This is a genomic window from Streptomyces sp. KM273126 (assembly GCF_004337435.2).
Taxonomy (GTDB): Bacteria; Actinomycetota; Actinomycetes; order Streptomycetales; family Streptomycetaceae; genus Streptomyces; species Streptomyces acidicola.
Window position 1 is genome coordinate 153582 of record NZ_SJXB02000001.1, and the last position, 23144, is coordinate 176725.

15 protein-coding genes and 2 pseudogenes are annotated in these 23144 nt (G+C 70.5%); 9 read left to right on the forward strand and 8 right to left on the reverse strand.

Annotation, left to right across the window (positions count from 1 at the left end):
• The first annotated feature begins 165 nt into the window (after positions 1 to 165).
• Complete coding sequence (locus tag E0500_RS00625; RefSeq protein ID WP_258572577.1) at positions 166 to 750, forward strand: hypothetical protein; 585 nt, start codon at positions 166 to 168, stop codon at positions 748 to 750.
• 133 nt (positions 751 to 883) lie between these two features.
• Positions 884 to 1522 (forward strand): class F sortase, encoded by a 639-nt coding sequence (locus tag E0500_RS00630; RefSeq protein ID WP_131570759.1) that lies wholly within the window; start codon positions 884 to 886, stop codon positions 1520 to 1522.
• Between the two features lie 27 nt (positions 1523 to 1549).
• Here E0500_RS00630 and E0500_RS00635 read toward each other — a convergent pair whose 3' ends face one another.
• The gene (locus tag E0500_RS00635; RefSeq protein ID WP_131570761.1) at positions 1550 to 2335 is read right to left on the reverse strand and encodes a sulfite exporter TauE/SafE family protein; all 786 of its coding nucleotides are present in this window, start codon (positions 2333 to 2335) and stop codon (positions 1550 to 1552) included.
• A gap of 229 nt (positions 2336 to 2564) precedes the next feature.
• Here E0500_RS00635 and E0500_RS00640 point away from each other — a divergent pair, with 229 nt between their 5' ends.
• Genes E0500_RS00640 through nirD form a run of 3 tightly spaced genes read left to right on the forward strand, consistent with a single transcriptional unit; the run spans position 2565 to position 6811 of the window.
• Positions 2565 to 3836 (forward strand): NAD(P)/FAD-dependent oxidoreductase, encoded by a 1272-nt coding sequence (locus tag E0500_RS00640; RefSeq protein ID WP_131570763.1) that lies wholly within the window; start codon positions 2565 to 2567, stop codon positions 3834 to 3836.
• Positions 3837 to 6464 carry a nitrite reductase large subunit NirB gene (nirB, locus tag E0500_RS00645; protein WP_131570765.1) on the forward strand — a complete coding sequence of 876 codons (2628 nt, stop codon included), beginning with the start codon at positions 3837 to 3839 and terminating at the stop codon, positions 6462 to 6464.
• Positions 6461 to 6811, forward strand: a complete 351-nt coding sequence (nirD, locus tag E0500_RS00650) for a nitrite reductase small subunit NirD (RefSeq protein WP_131570767.1) — start codon at positions 6461 to 6463, stop codon at positions 6809 to 6811. The genes nirB and nirD overlap by 4 nt, the downstream gene beginning before the upstream one ends.
• Before the next feature lie 81 nt (positions 6812 to 6892).
• On the opposite strand, the gene E0500_RS00655 is transcribed toward nirD, so the two are convergent.
• The 3 genes and pseudogenes from E0500_RS00655 to E0500_RS43440 form a co-directional block, all read right to left on the reverse strand.
• Positions 6893 to 8389, reverse strand: a complete 1497-nt coding sequence (locus E0500_RS00655; RefSeq protein WP_131570769.1) for a HAMP domain-containing sensor histidine kinase — start codon at positions 8387 to 8389, stop codon at positions 6893 to 6895.
• Entirely contained in the window at positions 8386 to 9483 is a 1098-nt protein-coding gene (locus E0500_RS44835; protein ID WP_309505202.1) for a winged helix-turn-helix domain-containing protein, read from the reverse strand. The genes E0500_RS00655 and E0500_RS44835 overlap by 4 nt, the downstream gene beginning before the upstream one ends.
• Positions 9462 to 9819: pseudogene (locus E0500_RS43440) on the reverse strand (response regulator transcription factor); the annotation flags it as partial. The gene E0500_RS44835 and the pseudogene E0500_RS43440, both read right to left, overlap by 22 nt.
• 405 nt (positions 9820 to 10224) lie before the next feature.
• On the opposite strand from E0500_RS43440, the gene E0500_RS00665 reads away from it, so the two are divergent.
• The 4 genes from E0500_RS00665 to E0500_RS00680 all read left to right on the forward strand — a co-directional run bounded on the left by E0500_RS00665 (position 10225) and on the right by E0500_RS00680 (position 16117).
• The gene (locus tag E0500_RS00665) at positions 10225 to 10830 is read left to right on the forward strand and encodes a carbonic anhydrase (RefSeq protein ID WP_131570772.1); all 606 of its coding nucleotides are present in this window, start codon (positions 10225 to 10227) and stop codon (positions 10828 to 10830) included.
• Positions 10831 to 11230: 400 nt separating this feature from the next.
• Positions 11231 to 12922, forward strand: a complete 1692-nt coding sequence (locus tag E0500_RS00670) for a SulP family inorganic anion transporter (protein ID WP_309504761.1) — start codon at positions 11231 to 11233, stop codon at positions 12920 to 12922.
• Between the two features lie 674 nt (positions 12923 to 13596).
• The gene (locus E0500_RS00675) at positions 13597 to 14928 is read left to right on the forward strand and encodes an MFS transporter (protein ID WP_165935132.1); all 1332 of its coding nucleotides are present in this window, start codon (positions 13597 to 13599) and stop codon (positions 14926 to 14928) included.
• A gap of 52 nt (positions 14929 to 14980) precedes the next feature.
• On the forward strand, positions 14981 to 16117 hold the full coding sequence (locus tag E0500_RS00680) for a mandelate racemase/muconate lactonizing enzyme family protein (protein WP_131568107.1): 1137 nt from the start codon (positions 14981 to 14983) through the stop codon (positions 16115 to 16117).
• Between the two features lie 116 nt (positions 16118 to 16233).
• Here the strand turns inward: E0500_RS00680 and E0500_RS00685 are convergent, their stop codons facing one another.
• The 4 genes and pseudogenes from E0500_RS00685 to E0500_RS00700 all read right to left on the reverse strand — a co-directional run bounded on the left by E0500_RS00685 (position 16234) and on the right by E0500_RS00700 (position 23111).
• Entirely contained in the window at positions 16234 to 17391 is a 1158-nt protein-coding gene (locus tag E0500_RS00685) for an alkaline phosphatase PhoX (RefSeq protein ID WP_131568105.1), read from the reverse strand.
• Between the two features lie 159 nt (positions 17392 to 17550).
• Positions 17551 to 18483, reverse strand: coding sequence for an oxidoreductase (locus E0500_RS00690; RefSeq protein WP_131568103.1), 933 nt, complete (start codon positions 18481 to 18483; stop codon positions 17551 to 17553).
• A 207-nt stretch (positions 18484 to 18690) separates the two neighbouring features.
• On the reverse strand, positions 18691 to 21438 hold the full coding sequence (gene ppdK / locus E0500_RS00695) for a pyruvate, phosphate dikinase (protein ID WP_399118323.1): 2748 nt from the start codon (positions 21436 to 21438) through the stop codon (positions 18691 to 18693).
• A gap of 453 nt (positions 21439 to 21891) precedes the next feature.
• Positions 21892 to 23111 (reverse strand): annotated as a pseudogene (locus E0500_RS00700) (ROK family protein).
• Positions 23112 to 23144: the final 33 nt, after the last annotated feature.

Genomic DNA, 23144 nt, shown 5'->3' on the forward strand with positions numbered 1-23144 from the left:
TCGGCTCGGGCAACCCTTCTCCTGACACCCATTCACATCATTTCTGACAGTTCATCAGGAAGCGCGGGAGGCCCGGTGCCGCTTACCTCGGTAGGGCAGGGGCTCGACCGACTCAGCGGCACATGGGGGTGTCGCGGGCCGTGCCCTCTCGGAGGAGCAACCACCATGCGACATACGCCCCCGCTCCGGATGAGTGCTTTGCGGCGGCGCGCCTCCCGGCTGCCGGCCGGTACCGCCCTCGCCGTCGTCGCCGTGGGCCTCACCGTGGGTCTCGCCGTCGGGCCCGCGTACGGCGCGGAGATGGCGGACACGCGAGGGGGACGGCTGGAGGTGAACCCCACGAGCGTCGCCCCGGGTGCCGAGGTCACCGTCGGCACGGTGGCCTGCGGTGCGGACGGCGCGGCGGCGGGCGACGCGAGCTCGGTCGGCGCCGGCGCGTTCACTCTCGCGCCCGGTACCCCGCCGGGGAACACGACGGGACGGTTCAGGGTGCCGCCGGGCGCCGAGCCGGGGACGTACGAGATCGTCGCGCGGTGCTCCCGGGACGGTGCGGAGGTGGCCGGTGATCTGGTGGTCGGGCTCACCGCCGCCGGCGAGCCGACGCACCCGAGGGGAAGTGTGAAGACGGGGGTCGGAGGCGCGCTCGGCCCCGACCCCGTGAAGACCGCGGCGGGCGTGGCGGCGCTGGCCGTCGCCGCCGCGGGCGGTACCTGGCTGCTGCATCGCCGAGTGAGAGGCGAGGCGATCTGACGGGCACCCTCCGCTGCCCGTCCGCCGGTACCGCCGCCCCCTCCCCTCCGGGCCCCGCCCCTCGGCCCGGAGGGGAGGTACGCGTGAGGGGACGAGAGAGGAGCGTCACACAGCCGTGAAAGGAGCAGGTCACGTGCGCGGGTTCAGCAACACCGCCATAACGTGCACCACCGTGGTCGCCCTCGGCTGCGGTGCGTGGCTGCTCCGCAGCGGCACCGAGCACGGTGCGCCGCCGCAGCCGTCGGCGGCCCAGGCCCACACCCGCTCCGGGCCCGAGGTGCCGGCCGGGGTGCCCGCCCTGCCGCCGTCCCCGCCCGAGCGTGTCCGCATCCCCTCGATCCGTGTGAACGCCCCCTTCATGAGCCTCGGCCTCACCACCACCGGCAGCCTCGACGCCCCGCCGACGACCAAGGAGAACCTCGTCGGCTGGTATGAGGCGGGCGCCACGCCCGGTGAGGAGGGCACCGCGATCGTCGCGGGGCACGTCGACACCGCGGACGGCCCCGCCGTCTTCTACCGGCTGGGAGCACTCGCGAAGGGCGCCCGCGTCGAGGTCGAGCGGCGGGACGGCACGGTCGCCGTGTTCTCCGTCGACGCGGTGGAGGTGTACGACGCCCACGCCTTCCCCGACGAGAAGGTGTACGGCGCCGCCGACCGCCCCGAGCTGCGGTTGATCACGTGTGGCGGCGGCTACTCCAAGCGCACGGGCTACCGAGGCAACGTGGTCGTGTTCGCCCACCTCACGGGCGTACGGGGGTCCAGTGCACGCTGACCGTCACCTTGAGCAGTCCCTTGACGCTCACGCCAGCCACTGCTGATACGCCATGTTCGCCACCAGCGCGAACACCACCACCAGCAACACGACCCGTACGAAGGAGCTGCCCTTCTTCAGCGCGGTGCGCGCGCCCACCGTGCCGCCGACCAGGTTGAACACGGCCATCAGCGCGGCCAGCTGCCAGTACACCGTGCCCTTCCAGGCGAACGTCGCGAGGGCGCCCGCGTTGGTGCAGCAGTTGACGATCTTGGCGGTGGCGGAGGCGGTCACCAGGTCGAGGTGGAGGAGGGCCGTCAGCGCCAGGACGAGGAACGTGCCGGTGCCGGGGCCGACCAGCCCGTCGTAGAAGCCGATGCCGACGCCCGCGAGACCGATCGCGGCCAGGATGCGCCGCGCCGGGACGGGCCCGGTGGAGGGGGCCGTGCCGAAGGCGGGCCGCAGGATCACGAAGGCACCGACCGCGAGCAGGACGACCATGACGACGGGCTTCAGTACGTCCGTGCTCATCAGGGCCGCCACGAACGCCCCGGCCGTGGACCCGGCGAGCGCGCCCAACCCGATCCGTACGGCGACCCCGACGTCGACGGGCGTCCGGCGCGCGTACGTCACGGCCGCGCCCGTCGTGCCGACGATGGCCACCGCCTTGTTGGTGCCGAGCGCGTACTGGGCGGCGGACGACGTGTTCGGCAGCCCGAGCAGCATCACCGGCAGCAGCAGGAGTCCGCCGCCGCCCACCACGGCGTCGATCCATCCGGCCGCGAGCGCGGCGAGGCAGAGCAGGACGACCATGGTCAGCGATATGTCGGGCATGATCGGAACTTTATGGACGGGATACATGTGCGGTCCATGGAATTGAGCAGCTCTTGAGCTGTGCCAGGGCACCTGAGCAGGGCATTCGTGTCGCCTCACCGGCCCCACGGCCCACACCGGCCCGCCGGAAACCCCTCACATCCCGTCCGGCCCGGTGAAGAGGGCAGCGTTCCCCGTGGGAAACAGACGTGATGCGGTCGGGTAACACCGGCACCGCACGCTCGGGGGCATGACCTCGAATACGCGTGTGGTGGTGATCGGCGCCGGCCTCGCGGGCGTACGTCTCGCCCGGCGGCTCGGTGAGCTCGGCGTGCCCGCCGTTCTCGTGAGCGAGGAGACACACACCCCGTACAACCGCGTGCTGCTCGCCGACGTCCTGGCCGGCCGGTACACGCCCGAGGTGATCGCCCTCCCGGCGCCCGCGGAGATCACACGCGCCCGGGTCACCGGCATCGACCGCGCGGCCCGCGAGGTGTACTGCGCGGACGGTTCCGTGATCGCATACGACACGCTCGTCCTCGCGACCGGCTCGAACCCCGTCCTCCCCGCCCTGCGCGGTCTGTTCGACCCCCAGCGGCACGAACTCCCCGACGGCGTGCACGCGTTCCGCACGATGGACGACTGCCTGGGGCTGTCGAAGGCCGTGCGGCCGGGTGTGAAGGCCGTGGTCATCGGCGGCGGGCTCCTCGGTGTCTCCGCCGCCCGTGCCCTCGCCCGGCGCGACGCCCAGGTGGTGCTGGCGCAGCAGGGCGAGCGGCTGATGGAGCGGCAGCTCGACCCGTCGGCCTCGAAGCTGGTGCGGCGGCATCTGACGGACCTCGGGGTCGAGGTGCACACCGAGTCACGCGTCCGTGGCGTGCGCTGCGTAGGCGGGGCCGTACGGTCCGTGGAGATGGCCGACGGATACGCGCTGGACGCCGACATCCTCGTCCTTGCCTGTGGGGTCCGCCCGCGCGTCTCGCTCGCCGTGCGGGCGGGGCTCGCCGTCCACAAGGGCGTCCTCGTCGACGACGAGCTGCGCACCTCCGACCCGCACATCCGGGCCATCGGCGACTGCGTCCAGCACGACGGGCAGGTCTACGGCCTCGCCACCCCGGCCCTCGAACAGGCCGACGTGCTCGCCGAGCTGCTCGCTGCCGAGACAGGGGCCGAGACAGGGGCCGAGACGGGAGCCGAGGCCGGGGCCGCCGGCGACGCGGCCGCCCGCTACACCGGCACCCGCGCGCTCACCCGGCTCACCCTGGCCGGAGGGGACTTCTTCGACCTCGCCGCGTTCGGCGAGCCCGACCCCCGCCCCGGCGACGACGTCGTCCAGCTCGCCGACGCCACCCGGGGCACCTACCGCAAGGTCGTCGTCCGCGACGACCGCCTGGTGGGCGGGGTGCTCGTCGGCGAACTCGGCACCGTCGGCGCGCTCGCCCGCGCCTGGGAGGGAGCAGAGCCGCTCCCGCAGAACGGCGCTCCTCTGCTCCACCTGCTCACCAACGATGGAGGCTCCTGAATGACCGCCACCCCGGGGGCCACCCCCACGATCGTGCTCGTCGGCCACGGCATGGTCGGCCAGCGCTTCCTCGAAGCGCTCGCCGAGCGCGGCCTGACCGCCACGCACCGCGTGGTCGTGCTGTGCGAGGAGCCGCGTCCCGCGTACGACCGTGTCGCCCTCACCTCGTACTTCTCGGGCAAGACCCCCGAGGACCTGTCCATGACGGACATGGGGTTCATCGACACGCACGGCATCGAGCTGTACGTCGGCGACCCCGCGGAGACCGTCGACCGCGAGGCCAGGAAGGTCACCGCCAGGTCCGGCCAGGTCTTCGAGTACGACACCCTCGTCCTCGCCACCGGCTCGTACCCCTTCGTCCCGCCGGTCCCGAACAAGGACGCCGAGGGCTGCTTCGTCTACCGCACGATCGAGGACCTGCTCGCGATCGAGGAGTATGCGAGGACGAAGGCGACGGTCGGCGCGGTGGTCGGCGGTGGTCTGCTCGGCCTGGAGGCGGCCGGTGCGCTCAAGGGCCTCGGACTCACCTCCCACATCGTGGAGTTCGCGCCGCGTCTGATGCCGGTGCAGGTGGACGACGGAGGTGGCGCGGCGCTGCTGCGCACCATCGAGGAGATGGGCCTGACCGTCCACACGGGCGTGGGCACGCAGGAGATCCTCACGGACGCCTCGGGCGCCGTGACCGGCATGAAGCTGTCCGACGGCTCCGAACTCGCCACCGACATGGTGGTGTTCTCCGCCGGTGTCCGGCCCCGCGACCAGCTCGCCCGCGACTGCGGTCTGACGGTCGGCGAGCGCGGCGGCATCACGGTCGACGAGCAGTGCCGTACCGTCTCCGACCCGCACGTGTTCGCGATCGGCGAGTGCGCGCTGGCCTCCGACGGCCGGGTGTACGGCCTGGTCGCGCCCGGTTACGAGCAGGCGGAGACGGCCGCGGCGAGCATCGGCGAGGACGAGGCCGAGCAGTTGTCGTTCACCGGCGCCGACCTGTCCACCAAGCTGAAGCTGCTCGGTGTCGACGTGGCGTCCTTCGGTGACGCGCACGGCGCGGCCGAGGACTGCCTCGACGTCGTCTACTCCGACTCCCGTTCGGGTCTGTACAAGAAGCTGGTCATCGGCCGGGACGGCACACTGCTCGGCGGCATCCTGGTCGGCGACGCGGAGGCGTACGGCACGCTGAAGGCCTTCACCGGTTCGGTGCCGCCGGTCTCGCCCGAGTCGCTGGTGCTGCCCGCGGGCGCCGGGGATTCCGTCCAGCTCGGCCCGACCGCGCTGCCCGACGACGCGATCATCTGCTCCTGCAACAACGTACGCAAGGGCACGATCCGCGAGGCGGTCACCGAGCACAACTGCGCCACCGTGCCCGAGGTGAAGAAGTGCACCAAGGCCGGTACGACGTGCGGCAGTTGCGTCAAGGTGCTGGGCCAGCTGGTCACCGCCGAGCTGGAGGCGTCGGGCGTCGAGGTCGACAAGGGCCTGTGCGGCTGCTTCTCACAGACCCGCGAGGAGCTGTACGAGATCGTCCTCGCCCTGCGCATCAACACGTACCAGCAGCTCCTGGACCGCTACGGCCGTGAGGGTGCCCGCGGCGGCGACGGCTGCGAGATCTGCAAGCCGACGGTCGGCTCCGTCATCGCCTCCCTCGCCCCGACGATCGGCGCGAGCGGCTACGTGCTGGAGGGCGAGCAGGCGGCCCTGCAGGACAGCAACGACCACTTCCTCGCCAACCTCCAGAAGAACGGCTCGTACTCGGTCGTCCCGCGCATCCCCGGTGGTGAGATCACCCCGGAGGGCCTGATCGTCATCGGCGAGATCGCCCGTGACTTCGGGCTCTACACGAAGATCACGGGTGGCCAGCGCATCGACATGTTCGGTGCGCGCGTCGAGCAGCTCCCGTTGATCTGGACGCGGCTGGTGGACGCGGGATTCGAGTCCGGCCACGCCTACGGCAAGTCGCTGCGCACGGTGAAGTCCTGCGTCGGCCAGACCTGGTGCCGCTACGGAGTCCAGGACTCGGTGCGCATGGCGATAGACCTGGAGCTGCGCTACCGGGGGCTCAGGTCGCCCCACAAGCTCAAGTCGGCGGTGTCGGGCTGCGCCCGCGAGTGCGCCGAGGCCCAGTCGAAGGACTTCGGCATCATCGCCACGGCGGGCGGCTGGAACCTGTACGTCGGCGGCAACGGCGGCGCCACCCCGCGCCACGCGGACCTGCTGGCCCAGGACCTCTCCGACACCGAACTGATCCGTCTGATCGACCGGTTCCTGATGTTCTACATCCGCACCGCCGACCGGCTGGAGCGCACCTCCACCTGGCTGGAGCGCATCCCCGGCGGCCTGGACCACGTGCGTGACGTGGTCGTGGAGGACTCCCTCGGCATCTGCGAGGAGCTGGAGTCCCTGATGGCGGACCACGTGGCGAACTACGCCGACGAGTGGGCGACCACCATCAACGACCCCGAGAAGCTGGCCCGGTTCGTCTCCTTCGTGAACGCGCCGGACACTCCCGACCCGGTCGTCGGCTTCGTCCCCGAGCGCGACCAGATCAAGCCCGACCTGCCCCTGATGTCCATCGGCATGCGCCCCACACAAAACCCGGCAGACGTCCTGGAAGGAAGCGCCCAGCGATGACCCTGGCACCCGAGACCACCGATCTGAAGGTCCAACTCCAGCTCGGGGACGACTGGTTCACGGTCTGCGACCTGACCCGGCTGACCCCCGGCCGAGGCGTGGCGGCTCTGCTCCCCGACGGCCGCCAGGCGGCCCTGTTCCGCGACCGCAACGGCGAGCTGTACGCGATCGACAACCGCGACCCCTTCGGCGGCGCCGCGGTCCTCTCCCGCGGCCTCACCGGCACCCACCAGGGCCGCCCCTTCGTCGCCTCCCCGCTCCTGAAGCAGCGTTTCGACCTGGAGACGGGTCAGTGCCTGGACGACGAGGCGGTGCGGGTGGCGACGTACGAGGTGCGGGCGCGGTGACATCGGACGCGCTGATGTCTCGATGGCATCGGGCGCGCTGACGTCTCGGCGGCATCGGGCCCGCTGATGGGAGCTGTGCGCTCAGCGGGTGGCCTCCAGCGGTCTCGGGGGCCGGTGCTCCGAGAACGGGGTGCCGACCCGGTTCGGGTTCGGGGCGCACGGGAGGTGGACCACCGCGTCGAGACCGCCGCTGGGCGCGGGGCGCAGGACGGCCTCGCCGCCGCCGGCGTGGGCGAGGCGCTGAACCAGGGCGAGCCCCAGGCCCGTACCGCCCTTGGGGGCGTCGGGAGCGCGCCAGAAGCGGTCGAAGGCGCGGCGGCGCTGCTCCTCCGTCATACCGGGTCCCTCGTCCATGACGTGCAGTTCGACCCGGCCCTGGCCCGCCATGCGGGGGTGCGGGAAGGGGTGGGCGAAACGGCGTTCGTGGGGCGCCGGGCGGTGCAGGTCGATCAGGACGGTGGACCCCGGCGGTGACACGCGCAGCGCGTTGGAGAGCAGGTTGTCCAGAATCTGCTCCACCGCGCCGGGCACCGCCAGTACCTGGCCCGTGTAGTCGCCCACCAGTGCCAGCCGCACACCGTGCTGCTCGTACAGCGGGTTCCAGGCACGGTGCCGCTCCGCGCACACCTGGTCCACGTCAACACGCTCGCGTTCGCCGGCGCTCTCGTCGAGCCGGGCCATCGCGAGCAGCCCCTCGACCATGCGGGCCAGCCGGTCGGTCTCGGTCATCGCGGCGGTGAGGCTGCCCCGGGCGTTCAGGGCGATGTCGGACTCCAGGTTCTCCAGGCGCAGCCGCAGCGCCGCGAGCGGGGTCTTGAGCTGGTGGGAGGCCTCGCCGGCGAAGGCGCGCTGGGAGGCCAGGAGGTGTTCGAGACGGGCGGCGGTGCGGTTGAAGGTGGCCGCGAGACTGCGCACCTCAGGGGGACCCTTGGTGATCGCGACCGGACTCACCGTGCCGCCCTCGGCCAACTCGTAGGTGGCGAGCTCCAGTTCGCGGATGGGGCGACCGGTCCAGCGGGCGATGGCGAACCCGACGACGGCGAACGCGGCGAGGACCGCCAGCCCGCCGAGGAGGAGCAGCAGCCAGAAGTGCTGGACGCGGTTCACCACCATCTGGGTCGGCACCGTGAGCCGTACGGCACCCAGCTTCTCCACTCCGTGGGTGACCGGCGCCGAGACCGCGATGTACTCGACACCACCGATGACGGAGGTGCGCACGTCCGACGCGGAGTTGGCCTGGAGTGCCGCGGCGATGCCGGGCTGGGCGGCGAGGTTCCCGGACTCGTCGGGGGACACCTGATGGGAGGTGGCCAGCACCGCGCCGGACTGGTCCACGATCAGTACGTGGCCGCCGAGGCGCTGGGCGCACTTGACCGCCTGGGGCTGCAGTTCCTCCGCGGCACGGCCCGCGTCGATCGACAGCGAGGCGTACGCCGACACCGCCTCCGCCTCGTCCTTCGCGGCGTTGACCACCCGCTCCTGTTCGAACTGCGCGTAGACGAAGCCCAGCGGGATCTCCAGGCAGAGCAGGACCAGGAGCGTGAGGCCGAGGTAGCTGAGCAGCAGGCGCCGGGTCATCGATACGCCGCCTGTGGCCCTGGCGCCTGGTACGCGGCGGGCGGCTGCGTGTGCACCGCCAGCCGGAACCCGACCCCGCGCAGCGTCTGGATCCACGCCGAGTTCCCCAGCTTGCGCCGCAGCGTGGCCACGTGCACATCCAGCGTCTTCGTCGGGCCCTCGTAGTGCGGGTCCCACACCCGGTCGAGGATCTGCTGCCGCGAGTACACCGCGCCAGGGTCCTCGGTGAGCAGCGCCAGCAGCTCGAACTCCTTGGGCGTCAGGGCCACGGGCGAGTTCCCCACCCACACCTGCCGCGTCCTGCGGTCGACGACGAGCGGCCCGGAGGGCCCCTCGGGTGCGGCTTCGGGTGGCGGTGCGGGGTCGAAGGCGGGGTCGGGGGCCTCGAACGAGCGGGTCGTGTCGAAGGAACCGGTCGAGCCGTACGAGCGCGCCGAGTCGAAGGAACCGGTCGAGTCGAAGGAGCGCGCCGCGCCGAACGAACCGGTCGAGTCGTACGAGCCGGCCGAGCCGTAGGAGCCGGCCGCGTCGTAGGAGCCGGGTGCGCCGAACGACGTGTTCGCGTCGTGGGCGCGGCCTGCACGCCGGGAACCCCTCGGCTCCTGCGTGCTGCCGTGCTCCGGGGAGCGCCCGGTGTCGACGGGGCCCGTTTCGAAGCTCCGGGAGGCGTCGAACTGCCGGGTGGCGTCGGTGGGTTCGTACGGGTCGGAGGACGGCCCGGGTGCCGTGGCCCCCGTGCTCCCGGCGAACGACTCGCCGCCGTACGAGTCGCTACGGAGCGACTCGCCCCCGAAGGAGTCACCGCCGTAGGAGCCTCCGCCGAACGGCTCCCCGCCCCGCGACCAGGACTCAGCCCCCCGCGAGTTGGACGCCTCGCTCACCGCGGAGCCCGAACGCGCGGGGGCTCCGACGGACTCGCCGCCGGACTGTCCGGTGCCGAACCCCCCGCCCGTACCGGCACCGTAGGCGTCCGCGCCCGCGAACTGGCCGGATTGACCGACCTGACCAACCTGTCCGGCCTGTCCGGCCTGTTCGACCGGTCCGGCCTGCCCTGCCTGGCCGACCTGTCCGGCGCGTTGCGTCCGTCGGGTCACCGCGCGCACACGTGCCACCAGCTCACGTATGCTGAATGGTTTCGCCAGGTAGTCGTCGGCCCCCAGTTCGAGGCCCAGCACACGGTCGGCCTCCTCGCCCCGCGCGCTGAGGATGATGATGGGGACGTCGGAGGTCTGCCGGATGCCACGGCAGACGTCGATGCCGTCCATGTCCGGCAGGCCCAGGTCGAGCAGCACGACATCGCCGTACGGCCCCCTCAACCCCTCGGTGCCGGACCCGACATGATGGACGGCCAGCCCGAAGTGGCCCAGACCCTCGGCGAGCGGTTCGGCGATCGTCTGGTCATCCTCGATGAGCAGCACTCGTACGCCCATGCGTTCCGCCTCTCCGTGAACCGTCAACATCAACCACGCGTCATCGACCACGCGTCCGGACAGCGCGAATTCCGTGCCGCGGAGGTTACACGCTACAAGATCCGTCAATGCCGTGTCGCACAGATCCGGGACAATGTGAGCAGCCGCTCAAAAATGTCTGGACTACGGCTGTTGACGTTCTCTTAGGGTCCCTCTGAAGTGGCCGGACAAAGTCTGGACTATTCATGGCTGCCGTTTAGTGTTCCTCTAACCTTCCGCTGGCAGCGACTGTTCTACGGTGATGGGGACCAGGTCAAACAACTCCCCTGTCCTACCCCTGACCTGGCCAAATACCGCGTCAGGCATGGCTGGAGACGTCCTCGTACACCATGCCTGACGCGGTGCGAGACCCCTGCTGGAGGCACCGTGAAGGCATTGCTGGACCGCGCTCGCTCGTTCAAGCGTCGGGTCGACTTCGAAAGCGGCGAATACCGGAAACTGGCCGAAGGTCAATATCCGGAGGCGCTGTTCATTACCTGCTCGGACTCACGGGTCATACCCGCCCTGATCACGGGCGCACGGCCCGGTGAAATATTCGAGCTGCGGAACGCCGGCAATATCGTTCCGCCCCATGGACAGCCCGGCGCATCGGGCGAGGCCGCCACCATCGAGTACGCACTGGAGGTGCTCGGCGTTCAGGACATCGTCGTGTGCGGCCACTCCTACTGTGGCGCGATGGGCGCCCTCAAGTCCGGTGACGACCTGTCCGAGCTGCCCGGCGTGGACGCCTGGCTGCGGCTCGCCCGCCCCGGCCTCACCCCACTGCTCGACGGCACCCTGAACGACCCTTCGCTGACCGACGTGGTGCAGCTGAACATCGTCAACCAGCTTGCGTTGCTGCGGAGTTACCCGGCGGCGCGGCAGCGTCTCGACTCGGGACGGCTGCACCTGCACGGCTGGTACTACGAGGTGGACACCGGCCAGGTGCACGAGCTGGACGAGGACGGCCTGTTCCGGGTGCACGCCGGATGAGCGGCACACACGGGCACGGACGGCACGCCAAAGCCCGCCCCACGGCAGCGGACGCCGGCCACACGGTCTGGCTGGACCCGGGGGGCCAGCAGCAGGCGGGCTCCGCGCCGGAGGACCCGTGGGCGAGGGTGCCGGAGGAGTGGGCGCCCGCGAGCGCTCCCTCGTCCCCCGCGCCCCAGGACGGCTGGGCCGACTCGGCCCACCAGGACGGCTGGGGTGCACCCCGGCGCCATGACGCGTGGGCGACCCCACCGCCCCCGTCCCGGCCGCCACGTCCGGGCCACGCACCCCCGAGGCGTCCAGGGGGCCCAGGTCCCGTACGGATGCCGGGGCGTCCGGGGCCGGGATGCCCGGGGCCGGGATGCCCGGGGCTGGGATGTTCGGGGCCGGGATGTTCGGGATGTTCTCGAAGGGGGGCAAGTCCTCGGGCGGCCAGAAGGCCGACCTGGCCACCGAGATCACGGCGTCCCTCGTCGTCTTCCTCGTGGCCCTCCCCCTGTGCATCGGCGTCGCCGTGGCGTCCGGCGTCCCGGCCGAGCTGGGCATCATCTCCGGTGTCATCGGCGGTCTGGTCGTCGGTGTGGCCCGGGGCAGCACCCTCCAGGTCAGCGGCCCGGCCGCGGGCCTCGCCGCCCTGGTCGCCGAGACGGTGATGGAATTCGGCGTGGCGATGCTCGGCGTGATCGTCCTCTTCTCGGGCATCCTGCAGATCATTCTCGGCCTGGTGAAGCTAGGCCGGTTCTTCCAGGCGATCTCGCTGGCGGTCGTCCAGGGCATGCTGGCGGGCATCGGTCTGCCGCTGATGTTCAGTCAGGCGTACCCGGCGGCCGACGCCAAGGCCCCCGGCACCGCGCTCGAGAACATGGCCGGTATCCCGGGCCTGATCGCCGACACCGTGTCGAACCCCCAGACGCTGATCGCGGCCGGCCTCGCCGTCCTCACCGTCGTCCTCAGCTTCGTGTGGAAGAACGTGCCGGGCCCGGTCAAGAAGGTCCCGGCGGCGCTGGTCGCCGTGGGCATCGGTATCGCGGTCGCCGCGCTGCCCGGCGTGGAGGTGAAGACACTCCAGGTCGGCAACCTGCTGGCCTCCGTCCAGGTCCCCGGCGCGGAACAGTTCGCGGGTCTCGCCGACCCGGGCATCATCACCGCGATCCTCACCTTCACGGTGATCGCCTCGGCGGAGTCCCTGTTCACCGCCGCCGCGGTGGACCGTATGCACGACGGCGCGCGGACCCGCTACAACCCCGAGCTCATCGCCCAGGGCGCCGGCAACACGGTGGCGGGCCTGCTCGGCGCGCTGCCCATCACCGCGGTGGTGGCCCGCAGTTCGGCGAACGTCCAGGCGGGCGCCAAGACCCGTATGTCCCGCACCCTGCACGGCCTGTGGCTGCTGGCGTTCGCGATCCTGCTGCCCCAGGTGCTGGCCCTGATCCCGATCTCGGTCCTCGCGGGCGTCCTCATCCACAGCGGCTGGAAGCTGTTCGCGCCCTACGAGTTCCCGAAGATGTGGCGCCAGGACCGGGGCGAGTTCGCGGTCATGACGGTCACCACGCTGGTCATCGTGGCGACGGCCCTGCTGGAGGGCGTGCTCATCGGTCTGGCCGCCGGCATCGTGCTGGCCGCCGTGCGCATGTCGCAGACGGTCATCAAGCAGCACATCGAGGACGACACGGCGAAGGTGGTGATGGCGGGCAACGCGACGTTCCTCCGCCTCCCGGAGGTCATCGAGGCCCTGGAGGCCGCCGCCGAGGCCGGCAAGCCGCGTATCCGTCTCGACCTCACCGGGGTGACCCATCTGGACCACGCCTGCCGCAGCCAGGTCGAGGAGTTCACGGCCCAGCAGCGCGGCAAGGGCCTGCGGGTGGAGCTCCTGATGCCGGGCCCGGCGAAGCACGCGGCCAACGCCCAGAAGGCGCCGGACCCCCAGGAGCAGCCCGCCGGGACCTGGGCCGGCTCCCGCCCGGGCCGTCCCGCCGACGCCCCGTCACCGAGCCCGACCGCCGAGTGGTTCTACCTGGACACCCGCCCGATGCCGGAGGAGTACGCGGAGCGGTACGCCCAGGAGTACGCACAGGGCTACGCGCCCCGCTGAGCCCGACCGCACGAGGCGCGGCCGCCCGTTTGGGCACGAGGAAGGTCCTCCGTGAAGATCACGGAGGGCCTTCCTCATGTGCGGGGACCAGTCTGAACATGCCGTCAGATGGCCGTCCGAGCCTCCGGAACCTTGATGGTCAACACTCCGTCACCGAGAGCGGCATCGACCACGCGCTTGTCGTGGCGGCGGATTTTGTCAAAAGCGTTGACGAACTCTTTCGGCGCTCCTACCTTCAACCGCGTCGTGCATCGTACGTCATATACGAACGGTCGATATGTCTGAATGAGGTGCGCTGATGGCCTTGGGGTATGAGGAGGGCTCCTCGACGCGTCGGCACGCGACGCGAGTGGGTGGCTGCGGATGAGCACGGTGTTCGCAGACACGGTGTTCGCAGACACGGAAAGACGCTGCCTGGTCGCTGTTCCGGTCGCACGGAGCAGGGACCGATGACCAGAAGACGACCGCTCTTTCACTGACGATACGAGTCACTGACGATGCGAGTCGCGGCCCGTTCACCGCCAAGATCCCGGGCCGCGACAGAGGACCGTTACTCCCTCCCGGGGAGCCTACCAACGCCTGGAGCCATGGTGCCCCTATCCCGCGTGCCCTCGACGAAGACTTCGAAGACAGAGACATCACCTGGGCTGCAACGTAACCGCAGCCACAGCCGCATGCGATGGACGATCGTCGGGTTCTCCGCGCTCGGCCTGACGATCGCGTACCTCGATCGTGCCGCACTGAGTGTGGCCATGCCCTACATGTCCGAGGAATTCCACATCAGCTCCGCCGTGCAGGGCGTCATGCTGTCGGCGTTCTTCTGGACGTACGCACTGTTCCAAATCCCCTCCGGCCGGCTGCTCGACCGCTTCGGACCGAGGATCATCTATCCCATCGCGGTCGGCTGGTGGTCGGTCTGGACGGCACTCACCGCCCTCGCCCAGGGCGTCGGCTCGGTCATCGTGTTCCGGCTCGGCCTGGGCATCGGTGAGGCACCGGTGCAGCCGGCGAACGTCAAGGTCGTCTCGCGGTGGTTTCCCCGTAAGGAACGAGCCTTCGCGTCGGGCCTGTTCGACATGGGCCAGCAGATCGGCACCACGCTGTCGATCCCGGTGGTGACGGCACTGGCGCTCCTGGGTGGCTGGCGTCTGGCCTTCGTCGTGATCGGCGTCGCCGGTCTGCTGTGGATCGTGGGGTGGGCGGCGGTCTACCGTGACCCCGAGCGGCATCCGCGCGTTTCCGAGGCCGAACTGGCGCACATTCGCTCCGATCAGGGCGAGTCGGCCGGCACGGATCCGGACGGTGCGGATCCGGACGGTGCGGATCCGGACGGTGCGGAGGTGCCCTGGCGGGTACTGCTCGGCGACTCCCAGGTGTGGGCGCTGACGACCGGCTATGTGTTCCGTTCGCTCGCCGGAGCGTTCTTCCTCACCTGGTATCCCAGCTATCTGCTCGACGACCGCGGCTTCTCCAAGGCCGACTTCGGCATGGTGGGGTGGATACCGTCACTCATCGCCATCGGATCCACCGTGCTGGGCGGCATCGTGTCCGACCGGATGCTGGCCTCGGGGTCGTCCCCGAACCTGGCCCGGAAGCTTCCGATCGTCTCCGGGCTCGGACTGAGCGCCTGTATCGGCTTCGCCCCGTTCATCGAGAGCAACCTGGTGTTGATGATCGTGCTCACCGTCAGCAGCGCCGCTCACTCCTTCGCCGGCGCGGCGATCCTGAGCCTGCCGGCCGAGGTGGCGCCCTCGTCGTCGTGTGTCGGCGCGGTGGCGGGCTTCCAGAACTTCGGCTCCCAGGTGGGCAGCCTCATCAGCCCGATCGCCATCGGACTGTTCCTGGCATCGAGCAACGGATCCTATGTGGGGCCCTTGCTCGGCGCTGCGGCGAGTTGTCTGCTCAGCGCGGCGATCTATTTGTTCTGGGTGCGAATCAAACCGGTGACACTGCTGGACGACGTATCAGCGAAGGCCGCCGGACACCAGGAAGGGACCACCTCGTGACGGCTTCGCCGAACGCCGCCGGACTGTCCGGGATCGCCAGGGAGGGTGCCGCATGAGGATCGAGTCGCTGGAGACCTTCCGGCAGCGGGTCGGTGACCGGCCCAGGGTGCTTGTCAAGATCGGTACGGATGACGGCGTCGTCGGATGGTCGGAGGTGTACAACCACGGCCCCGACCTGGCCTACCCGCCGCTGCTGGAGTACCTGTTCGACCAGATCAAGGGCATGGACGCCGGCTCCCCGAGCCGGGTCAACCAGTTCCTCCTGCAGTCCGGCCGCTTCCCCCAAGGGGCGCTGGGCCTCGCCGCGATCGCGGCGATCGACCACGCCCTGTGGGACATCGCGGCCAAGGCCCTGGGCGTGCCGGTGTACCGACTGCTCGGAGGCGCCGTACGCGACCGGGTGCGTGTGTACGCCGGCTTGTACTCCGCGCCCGACGTCGAGGAACTGCGGGATGTCACCGCGCGGTTGCACGAGCGGTACGGCTTCACGGCGTTCAAGCTGAGCCCTTACCGGCGGGACCTGCACCGGACCCGGTTCGGTCTGGTGGTCCGCGAACTCGGGGAGTACTTCGGTGCGGTCCGCGAGCACCACCCCGAGGAGTGGGACTTCGCCTTCGACGCCCACGCGTGCCTGTGGGAACCACGGCAGGCCGTCGACATGGGCGTGGCACTCGCTCCCCACCAGCCGTTGTTCCTGGAGGAGCCCGTACGGCCGGAACACCTCCCCGCCTGGGGCAGGATCCGGTCCGAGATCGCGGTGCCGCTGGCCACGGGCGAGTCCCTCTATTCGCCCCATGAGTTCCTGGCACTCCTCGGTGCGGGCGGAGCCGACATCGTGCAGCCGGACATCTGCGTGGTCGGGGGCCTCACCCAGATGGTGAAGATTGCCGCCATCGCCGACGCGCACTACGTCCCCGTCGCGCCGCACAACCCGCTCGGTCCGCTCGCGACCGCCGCGAACGTGCACTTCGCGGCGGCGACGACCAACTTCGACATCCTTGAGTACAAACCGGACGACGTGACCTGGTGCCCCGACCCGTACCTCCCGGTGGACGGACATCTCCCCCTGCGCCCGGACCGTCCCGGGTGGGGCATCGAGATCGACGAGGCGGCACTCAGGACCGACGACTGGGTGACCTGGCGCCGGAAGGTGCCTGTCCGTACTGACGGGTCGACGGCATGGATGTGATGAGGCGGACGTAGGTCGTACCGCCCTCACACGGGCGGGGTGATCGTCCTCCGTTGCCGGGGTCTCCCGGCAGGCCACAGTCGGAGCCTGCCGGGAGACCCTGCGGTATCGCTCCTCTACGCCCGGAACGGCCCCGTCACCTCGTAGGTGATGCCGCCCGACGAGCTCCCGCTCGTTCCGCGCTGGCTGGAGAAGTACATCCGGGTGCCGTCGGGCGAGAACGCGGGGCCGGTGATCTCCGACGCCGACTGGCCGTCGATCCGCAGGAACGGGGCGATCACGTCGTCCGGGGTGATGACGCAGATCTCCATGTTGCCCCCGTCCTCCGCCACGAAGAGGTCGCCGGAGGCGGAGCCCGTGACGTTGTCGACGCCCGTGAGCGGCGCCGTGCCATCCGTCACCAGGGAGTCGTCGTAGGCGAGTTCGATGGTCTGCGCGGCCGCGTTGTACTGCCAGACGCGGTTGTCGCCCTTCGTGGTGAACCAGCAGGTGTTGTCGGCGTAGTAGCAGCCCTCGCCGCCGTTGAAGCGCTTGGCGCCGGAGACCTGGTTGCGGGTGGCGGTGGCGCCCGTGGGGTCGGGGACCCTGGCCCAGGTGACGGGGCCGCTGGTCCCCGTGCCCGCGACGAGCACCTCCAGGGTGCCGGAGGACAGGTCGCCCCATGTCGTGGGCTTGAAGCGGTAGAAGCAGCCGTCGGTGACGTCCTCGGTCATGTAGACGACCTGGCGGACCGGGTCGGCGGCCGCCGCCTCGTGCTTGAAGCGGCCCATCGCCGCGCGCTGCACGGCCGCGTTCGTGCCCCACGGGTCCGTCTCGTAGACGTAGCCCCGGTCCACCTCCTCGCAGGACAGCCAGGTGTTCCACGGGGTCTTGCCGCCCGCGCAGTTCTGGCGGGTGCCCGAGAGGATGCGGTACGCGCCGGTGATGGCGCCGGTCGACGAGAACTTGACCGCGCTCGCGCCGCCGGACGGGTTGATCTCGGAGTTGGAGACGTAGATCCAGCCACTGCCGTCGGCGTAGCAGGCGCCGCCGTCGGGGGCGTTGTGCCAGCGGTACGAGGTGCCGGTGACCGTCTGGCCGGAGCGGGCGATCACTCGGCTGGTGAAGCCGCTGGGGAGTCTGATGCCGTTGGCGTCGGCGGCGCCGAGCGCACCGTAGGGGCCGGTGCCCGGCTGGGCGGGGGCGGCGTACGCGGCGCCGCGCCAGAGGGTTCCGCCGAAGACGGCGGAGGAGCCACCGAGTACGGCGGTACGCAGCAGGGTACGACGTTCCACTTCTGCTCCTGAGTGTGTCGTGACCGCCCCGCCACCGGTCGGCGGCGGGGTCGCGCGATCACGGACACTAGGGGCCTGGGGTGGACATGTCATTGCCGAGCGATGACGTGGACGTGGTGCCCGCGAGGAGTCGCACCGCAGCCCCGCCGCCCCCTGGCCTCAACGCTTCAGTCCCTCGTACGCAACTCCCGTCAACCCTTCCGACTCCTCCCAAAGCCGTTCCGCCGCCCTGTCGTTGAGTGCCCAGGGGGCACGCCACGACTTCGCGGGCGAGCCGCGCCAGCCGAGGAACGCCGGCCCCGTGAAGGAGTCGGGGCGGACGTCGGGGGCCGTGGCCGCATACAGCGTGGGCAGGGCGCCGGCCTCCGCGGACTGGGCGAAGACACGGTTGCCGATGGACATGAAGCTCTCGGCGGCCCGGCGGCCCTCCAGTTTGGGGCCCGCGGTCTGGAGGTTGGTGGCGGCGTAGCCGGGGTGCGCGGCCGCGGCCACGATGTCGGAGCCGATGGCGGCGAGCCGGCGCGCCAGTTCGTGGGTGAAGAGGAGGTTGGCAGTCTTGGAGCGGGCGTACGCGGTCCAACGACCGTACTTGCGCTCGCTGTTGAGGTCCGTGATGTCGATGTTGGACATCGCGTGCATCCCGCTGGAGACGGTCACCACGCGTGCGCCGGCCGTGCCGAGCAGCATCGGCAGCAACAGCCCGGTGAGCGCGAAGTGTCCGAGGTGATTGACCCCGAAGTGCGTCTCGAAGCCGTCCGCGGTACGGCCCTGCGGCAGCGCCATCACACCCGCGTTGTTGATCAGCAGGTCCAGCTGCCGGTGCTCCTGCTCGTACGCGTCCGCGAACTGCCGTACGGACGCCAGGTCCCCGAGGTCGAGCTCTGCGAACTCCACTTCAGCGCCCGGCACTTCGCCCACCAGCCGCTCGACGGCCGCCGCGCCCCGGCCCTCACTACGGCAGGCCAGCACGACCCGCGCACCGCGCCGGGCCAGTTCGCGTGCGGTGACGTAGCCGATCCCACTGTTCGACCCGGTGACGACGGCGGTGCGGCCCGTCTGGTCCGGGATGTCGGTCGCTCTCCAGCCGGCCATGGCTCGGGCTCCCTCCGCGTACGGGTGGGTAACCACCCTACGGGCGGTCGGCGCGCCGGGCACTCCCTGGTGACACGAGAGGGCGGCACCCCCGCACAAGGGTGCCGCCCTCTTCTGGTGGACCGGAGCCGCCGCGATCGGTGAGGGTCGGGGACCGACGGCGGCTCCGGGGTCAGGGGAGGCGGGCGCGACTGTCGCCGCGCCGCCTCAGCGGTGGTCGCTGCCAGCCGACTGCGAGGCCGCCCGGCCCGCCTCCAGGCGCGCCACCGGGATGCGGAACGGCGAGCAGGAGACGTAGTCCAGTCCGACCTCGTGGAAGAAGTGGACCGACTCGGGGTCGCCGCCGTGTTCGCCGCAGACGCCGAGCTTGAGGTCGGGACGGGTCGCGCGGCCGGCCTGGGCTGCGGCCTTCACCAGGGAGCCCACGCCGTCCTTGTCGATCGTCTCGAAGGGCGAGACCCCGAAGATGCCCTTCTCCAGGTACGCGGTGAAGAACGAGGCCTCGACGTCGTCGCGGCTGAAGCCCCACACCGTCTGGGTCAGGTCGTTGGTGCCGAAGCTGAAGAACTCCGCCGCCTCCGCGATCTGGGCTGCCGTCAGGGCGGCCCGTGGCAGCTCGATCATCGTGCCGATGGCGAGCTTCAGTTCCGTGCCGGTCGCCGCCTCGACCTCCGCGACGACGTGGTCGGCCTCGTCGCGGACGATCTCCAGCTCCTGGACGGTGCCCACCAGCGGGATCATGATCTCGGCGCGCGGGTCGCCCTTGGCCGCCCGGCGCTCGGCCGCCGCCTCGGCGATCGCCCGTACCTGCATGGTGAACAGTCCGGGGATGACCAGGCCGAGGCGCACACCGCGCAGGCCCAGCATCGGGTTCTGCTCGTGCAGGCGGTGCACGGCCTGGAGCAGGCGCAGCTCGTTCTCGTGCGGTTCCTTGCGCGACTCGGCCAGCGCCACCCGTACCGACAGCTCGGTGATGTCGGGCAGGAACTCGTGCAGCGGCGGGTCCAGGAGGCGGATCGTGACCGGCAGGCCGTCCATCGCCTCGAAGAGTTCCACGAAGTCCTGCTTCTGGAGCGGGAGCAGTTGCTTCAGGGACTCCTCGCGGTCCACTTCGGTGTCCGCCAGGATCAGGCGTTCGACGAGTTCGCGGCGGTCGCCGAGGAACATGTGCTCCGTACGGCACAGGCCGATGCCCTGGGCGCCGAAACGGCGGGCCCGCAGCGCGTCCTCGGCGTTGTCCGCGTTGGCACGGACGCGCAGGCGCCGCTTGCGGTCGGCGAAGGCCATGATGCGGTGGACCGCCTCCACCAGTTCGTCGGCGTCGTCGGCGCCCGCGTGCATCCGGCCCTCGAAGTACTCGACGACGGGGGACGGGACGACCGGTACCTCGCCCAGGTACACCTTGCCGCTGGAGCCGTCGATGGAGATCAGGTCGCCTTCCTCGACGACGTGCCCGCCGGGCACCGTCATCCGGCGGCGCTTGGTGTCGACCTCCAGCTCCTCGGCGCCGCACACGCACGTCTTGCCCATGCCGCGGGCCACCACGGCGGCGTGGGAGGTCTTGCCGCCGCGCGAGGTCAGGATGCCCTCGGCCGCGATCATGCCGTCCAGGTCGTCGGGGTTCGTCTCGCGGCGGATCAGGATGACCTTCTCGCCGGAGCGGGACCACTTCACGGCGGTGTACGAGTCGAAGACCGCCTTGCCGACCGCCGCGCCCGGAGAGGCGGCGATCCCACGGCCGACCTGCTCGACCTTCGCCTGCTCGTCGAAGCGCGGGAACATCAGCTGGGCGAGCTGGGCGCCGTTGACGCGCTGGAGTGCTTCCGCCTCGTCGATCAGGCCCTGGTCGACCAGCTGGGTCGCGATCCGGAAGGCGGCGCCCGCCGTGCGTTTGCCGACGCGTGTCTGGAGCATCCAGAGCTGGCCGCGCTCGATGGTGAACTCGATGTCGCAGAGATCCTTGTAGTGGTTCTCCAGGGTCTCCATGATCTGCATGAGCTGGTCGTACGACTTCTTGTCGATCTTCTCCAGCTCGGCGAGCGCGACGGTGTTGCGGATGCCCGCGACCACGTCCTCGCCCTGCGCGTTCTGCAGGTAGTCGCCGTACACGCCCTGGTGGCCGCTCGCGGGGTCGCGGGTGAACGCGACGCCCGTGCCCGAGTCCGGGCCCAGGTTGCCGAAGACCATCGAGCAGATGTTGACGGCCGTGCCGAGGTCGTGCGGGATGCGTTCCTGGCGGCGGTAGAGCTTCGCGCGGTCGCCGTTCCAGGAGTCGAAGACCGCCTTGATGGCGAGGTCCATCTGCTCGCGCGGGTCCTGCGGGAAGTCCCGGCCGGCCTCGGCCTTGACGATCTTCTTGAACTTGGTGACCAGCTTCTTCAGGTCCGCGGCCTCCAGCTCCGTGTCGACCGCGACCTTCTTGGCCTTCTTGGCCTCCTCCAGGGCGTCCTCGAAGAGGTCGCCGTCGACGCCGAGGACCGTCTTGCCGAACATCTGGATGAGGCGGCGGTAGGAGTCCCACGCGAAGCGCTCGTCGCCGGCCTGCTTGGCCAGTCCCTGGACGGACTTGTCGGAGAGGCCGATGTTGAGGACGGTGTCCATCATGCCGGGCATGGAGAACTTCGCCCCGGAACGGACCGACACGAGGAGCGGGTTGTCGGGCTGGCCGAGCTTCTTGCCCATGGTCTTTTCGAGGGCGGCGAGGTGCGAGCTGACCTCGTCACGCAGTGCCACCGGCTCCTCGCCACTGTCGAGGTAGACCTTGCAGGCCTCGGTGGTGATGGTGAAGCCGGGAGGGACGGGGAGGCCGAGGTTGGTCATCTCGGCGAGGTTCGCGCCCTTTCCGCCGAGGAGGTCCTTGAGGTCCTTGTTGCCCTCGGTGAAGTCATAAACGAACTTCACGCTCTCAACGCTCTGAGCCGTGCGGCCTGCGTGGGGTTCTTTGTTTTCCGACACGGGTCCCAACTCCTCCGAGGACGCGGTGGCTGCCCTGACGGCGAGGAACATACCCAGATCGAAGGTACCTGGGTACGTCCACTTGCGCGTCATGCGCCTGTAACCACCCGTCCGCCGCTGGATCGAAAGTCAAGGCTTGGCAAGGAAAGGCGACACCATGTGTTCAGTTCTTGAACGGGAGATCACCCACCCACCCCGCCTATCGCTCAGATGAGCAGCAATCCTTACGTCTGAGTTTACCTGATGAACGATCAAAGGGTGGCACTCAGTGCCACCCTTTGAAGAAGCGGAACCCGCCCACGATTCGCTCATCTGAGCGCAGCCCCTATCAGGGGTGGCGAGAATCACGCCGTTCGGGGTGCCCGGATTTCAGCATGCGGACCGGGAGACAGCCCCGGACACAGTCGGAAACACGCCCGTCACACGCCCACGGCCGCCTCACGCCCAGGCCCGTCACACGCCCAGCGCGGCCAGCCGCTCCTCCACGCGCTCCGGCGCGTACAGGTGCTCCACGACCAGCGCGCCCGCCCCCACCAGGCCCGCCCGCTCCCCAGCCGTGAGGTCACCACGTCGAGGTGGGCGGTGGAGCGGGGCAGCGCCCGCTGGTACAGCAGCTCACGCACCCCGGTGAGGAAGGGGATACCGGCCAGATCCCCGGCGATCATCAGGACACCGGGGTTCAGCAGCGTCACCACCGTCGCCAGTACGTCGCCGACGTGGCGCCCGGCCTCCCGCGCCAGCGCCATCGCCTCGGGGTGACCCGAGACCAGCAGGTCCCGCACGTCCGAGCCCGAGGCGGCCGGAACACCCGCCTCGGCCAGCTTCCGGGCCACGGCGCCACCGCTCGCCACGGCGGCCAGACAGCCGTACGAGCCGCATCTGCACAGCGCGTCCGCACCCTCCGGAACCCGGATGTGCCCTATGTCCCCGGCACCGCCGTCGATCCCGCGGTAGATCGCCCCCCGGACGACCACTCCGGCGCCGATACCCGTGGACACCTTGACGAGGGCGAAGGCCGCGCAGTCCGGGTAACCGGAGCGCTGTTCGCCGTACGCCATGAGGTTGGCGTCGTTGTCGACGAGGACGACCGTGTCCGCTCGGCCACCCGCGTGCTCGGCGAAGGCGCGGGCCAGGCGGCCTCTGACGTCGTAGCCGTCCCAGCCCGGCATGATCGGCGGCTGGACGACACGGCCGGTGTCGCTGTCGACCGGGCCGGGGACCGCCAGCCCGATGCCGCACACCGCGTCCGCCTGCCGCCCCGCCTTCTGGAGCAACTCGGCGAACCAGCGGCCGAGTTCGTCCAGTACGGCCTCGGGGCCGTCGTCTATGACCAGGGTGCCCGTGTGCTCGGCCTGGATCTCGCCGGTGAGCGAGAGTACCGCCGCGCCGGCGTGACGGGTGTCGAGGTCGGCGGCGAGCACGACGGCGTGGGAGGCGTCGAACTCCAGGGTGATGGAGGGGCGTCCGCCGAGCGGGGAGTCCACCGGACCGCCGGCCCCCTCGCGCAGCCAGCCCGCCCGGAACAGCCGGTCGAGGCGCTGGCCGACCGTGGCCCGGGACAGGCCCGTGGCCTGCTGGAGCGCGCCACGGGTGGTGGCCCGCCCACTGCGGACCAGTTCGAGCAGATCTCCGGCACCGGCATGACCGCCCGCCTTCAGAGCCCTTCCATTCATGCGCACCCCCTTGCGTTCACCAACCTTGCATTA

Bases quoted from the DNA above. Each gene is read 5' to 3' on its own strand.
- E0500_RS00640 (WP_131570763.1), top strand. From the start codon at position 2,565: ATGACCTCGAATACGCGTGTGGTGGTGATCGGCGCCGGCCTCGCGGGC.
- E0500_RS00680 (WP_131568107.1), top strand. From the start codon at position 14,981: ATGAGGATCGAGTCGCTGGAGACCTTCCGGCAGCGGGTCGGTGACCGG.
- E0500_RS00675 (WP_165935132.1), top strand. From the start codon at position 13,597: ATGCGATGGACGATCGTCGGGTTCTCCGCGCTCGGCCTGACGATCGCG.
- E0500_RS00670 (WP_309504761.1), top strand. From the start codon at position 11,231: ATGTTCTCGAAGGGGGGCAAGTCCTCGGGCGGCCAGAAGGCCGACCTG.
- nirD (WP_131570767.1), top strand. From the start codon at position 6,461: ATGACCCTGGCACCCGAGACCACCGATCTGAAGGTCCAACTCCAGCTC.
- nirB (WP_131570765.1), top strand. From the start codon at position 3,837: ATGACCGCCACCCCGGGGGCCACCCCCACGATCGTGCTCGTCGGCCAC.
- E0500_RS00635 (WP_131570761.1), bottom strand. From the start codon at position 2,335: ATGCCCGACATATCGCTGACCATGGTCGTCCTGCTCTGCCTCGCCGCG.
- E0500_RS00625 (WP_258572577.1), top strand. From the start codon at position 166: ATGCGACATACGCCCCCGCTCCGGATGAGTGCTTTGCGGCGGCGCGCC.
- E0500_RS00655 (WP_131570769.1), bottom strand. From the start codon at position 8,389: ATGACCCGGCGCCTGCTGCTCAGCTACCTCGGCCTCACGCTCCTGGTC.
- E0500_RS00690 (WP_131568103.1), bottom strand. From the start codon at position 18,483: ATGGCCGGCTGGAGAGCGACCGACATCCCGGACCAGACGGGCCGCACC.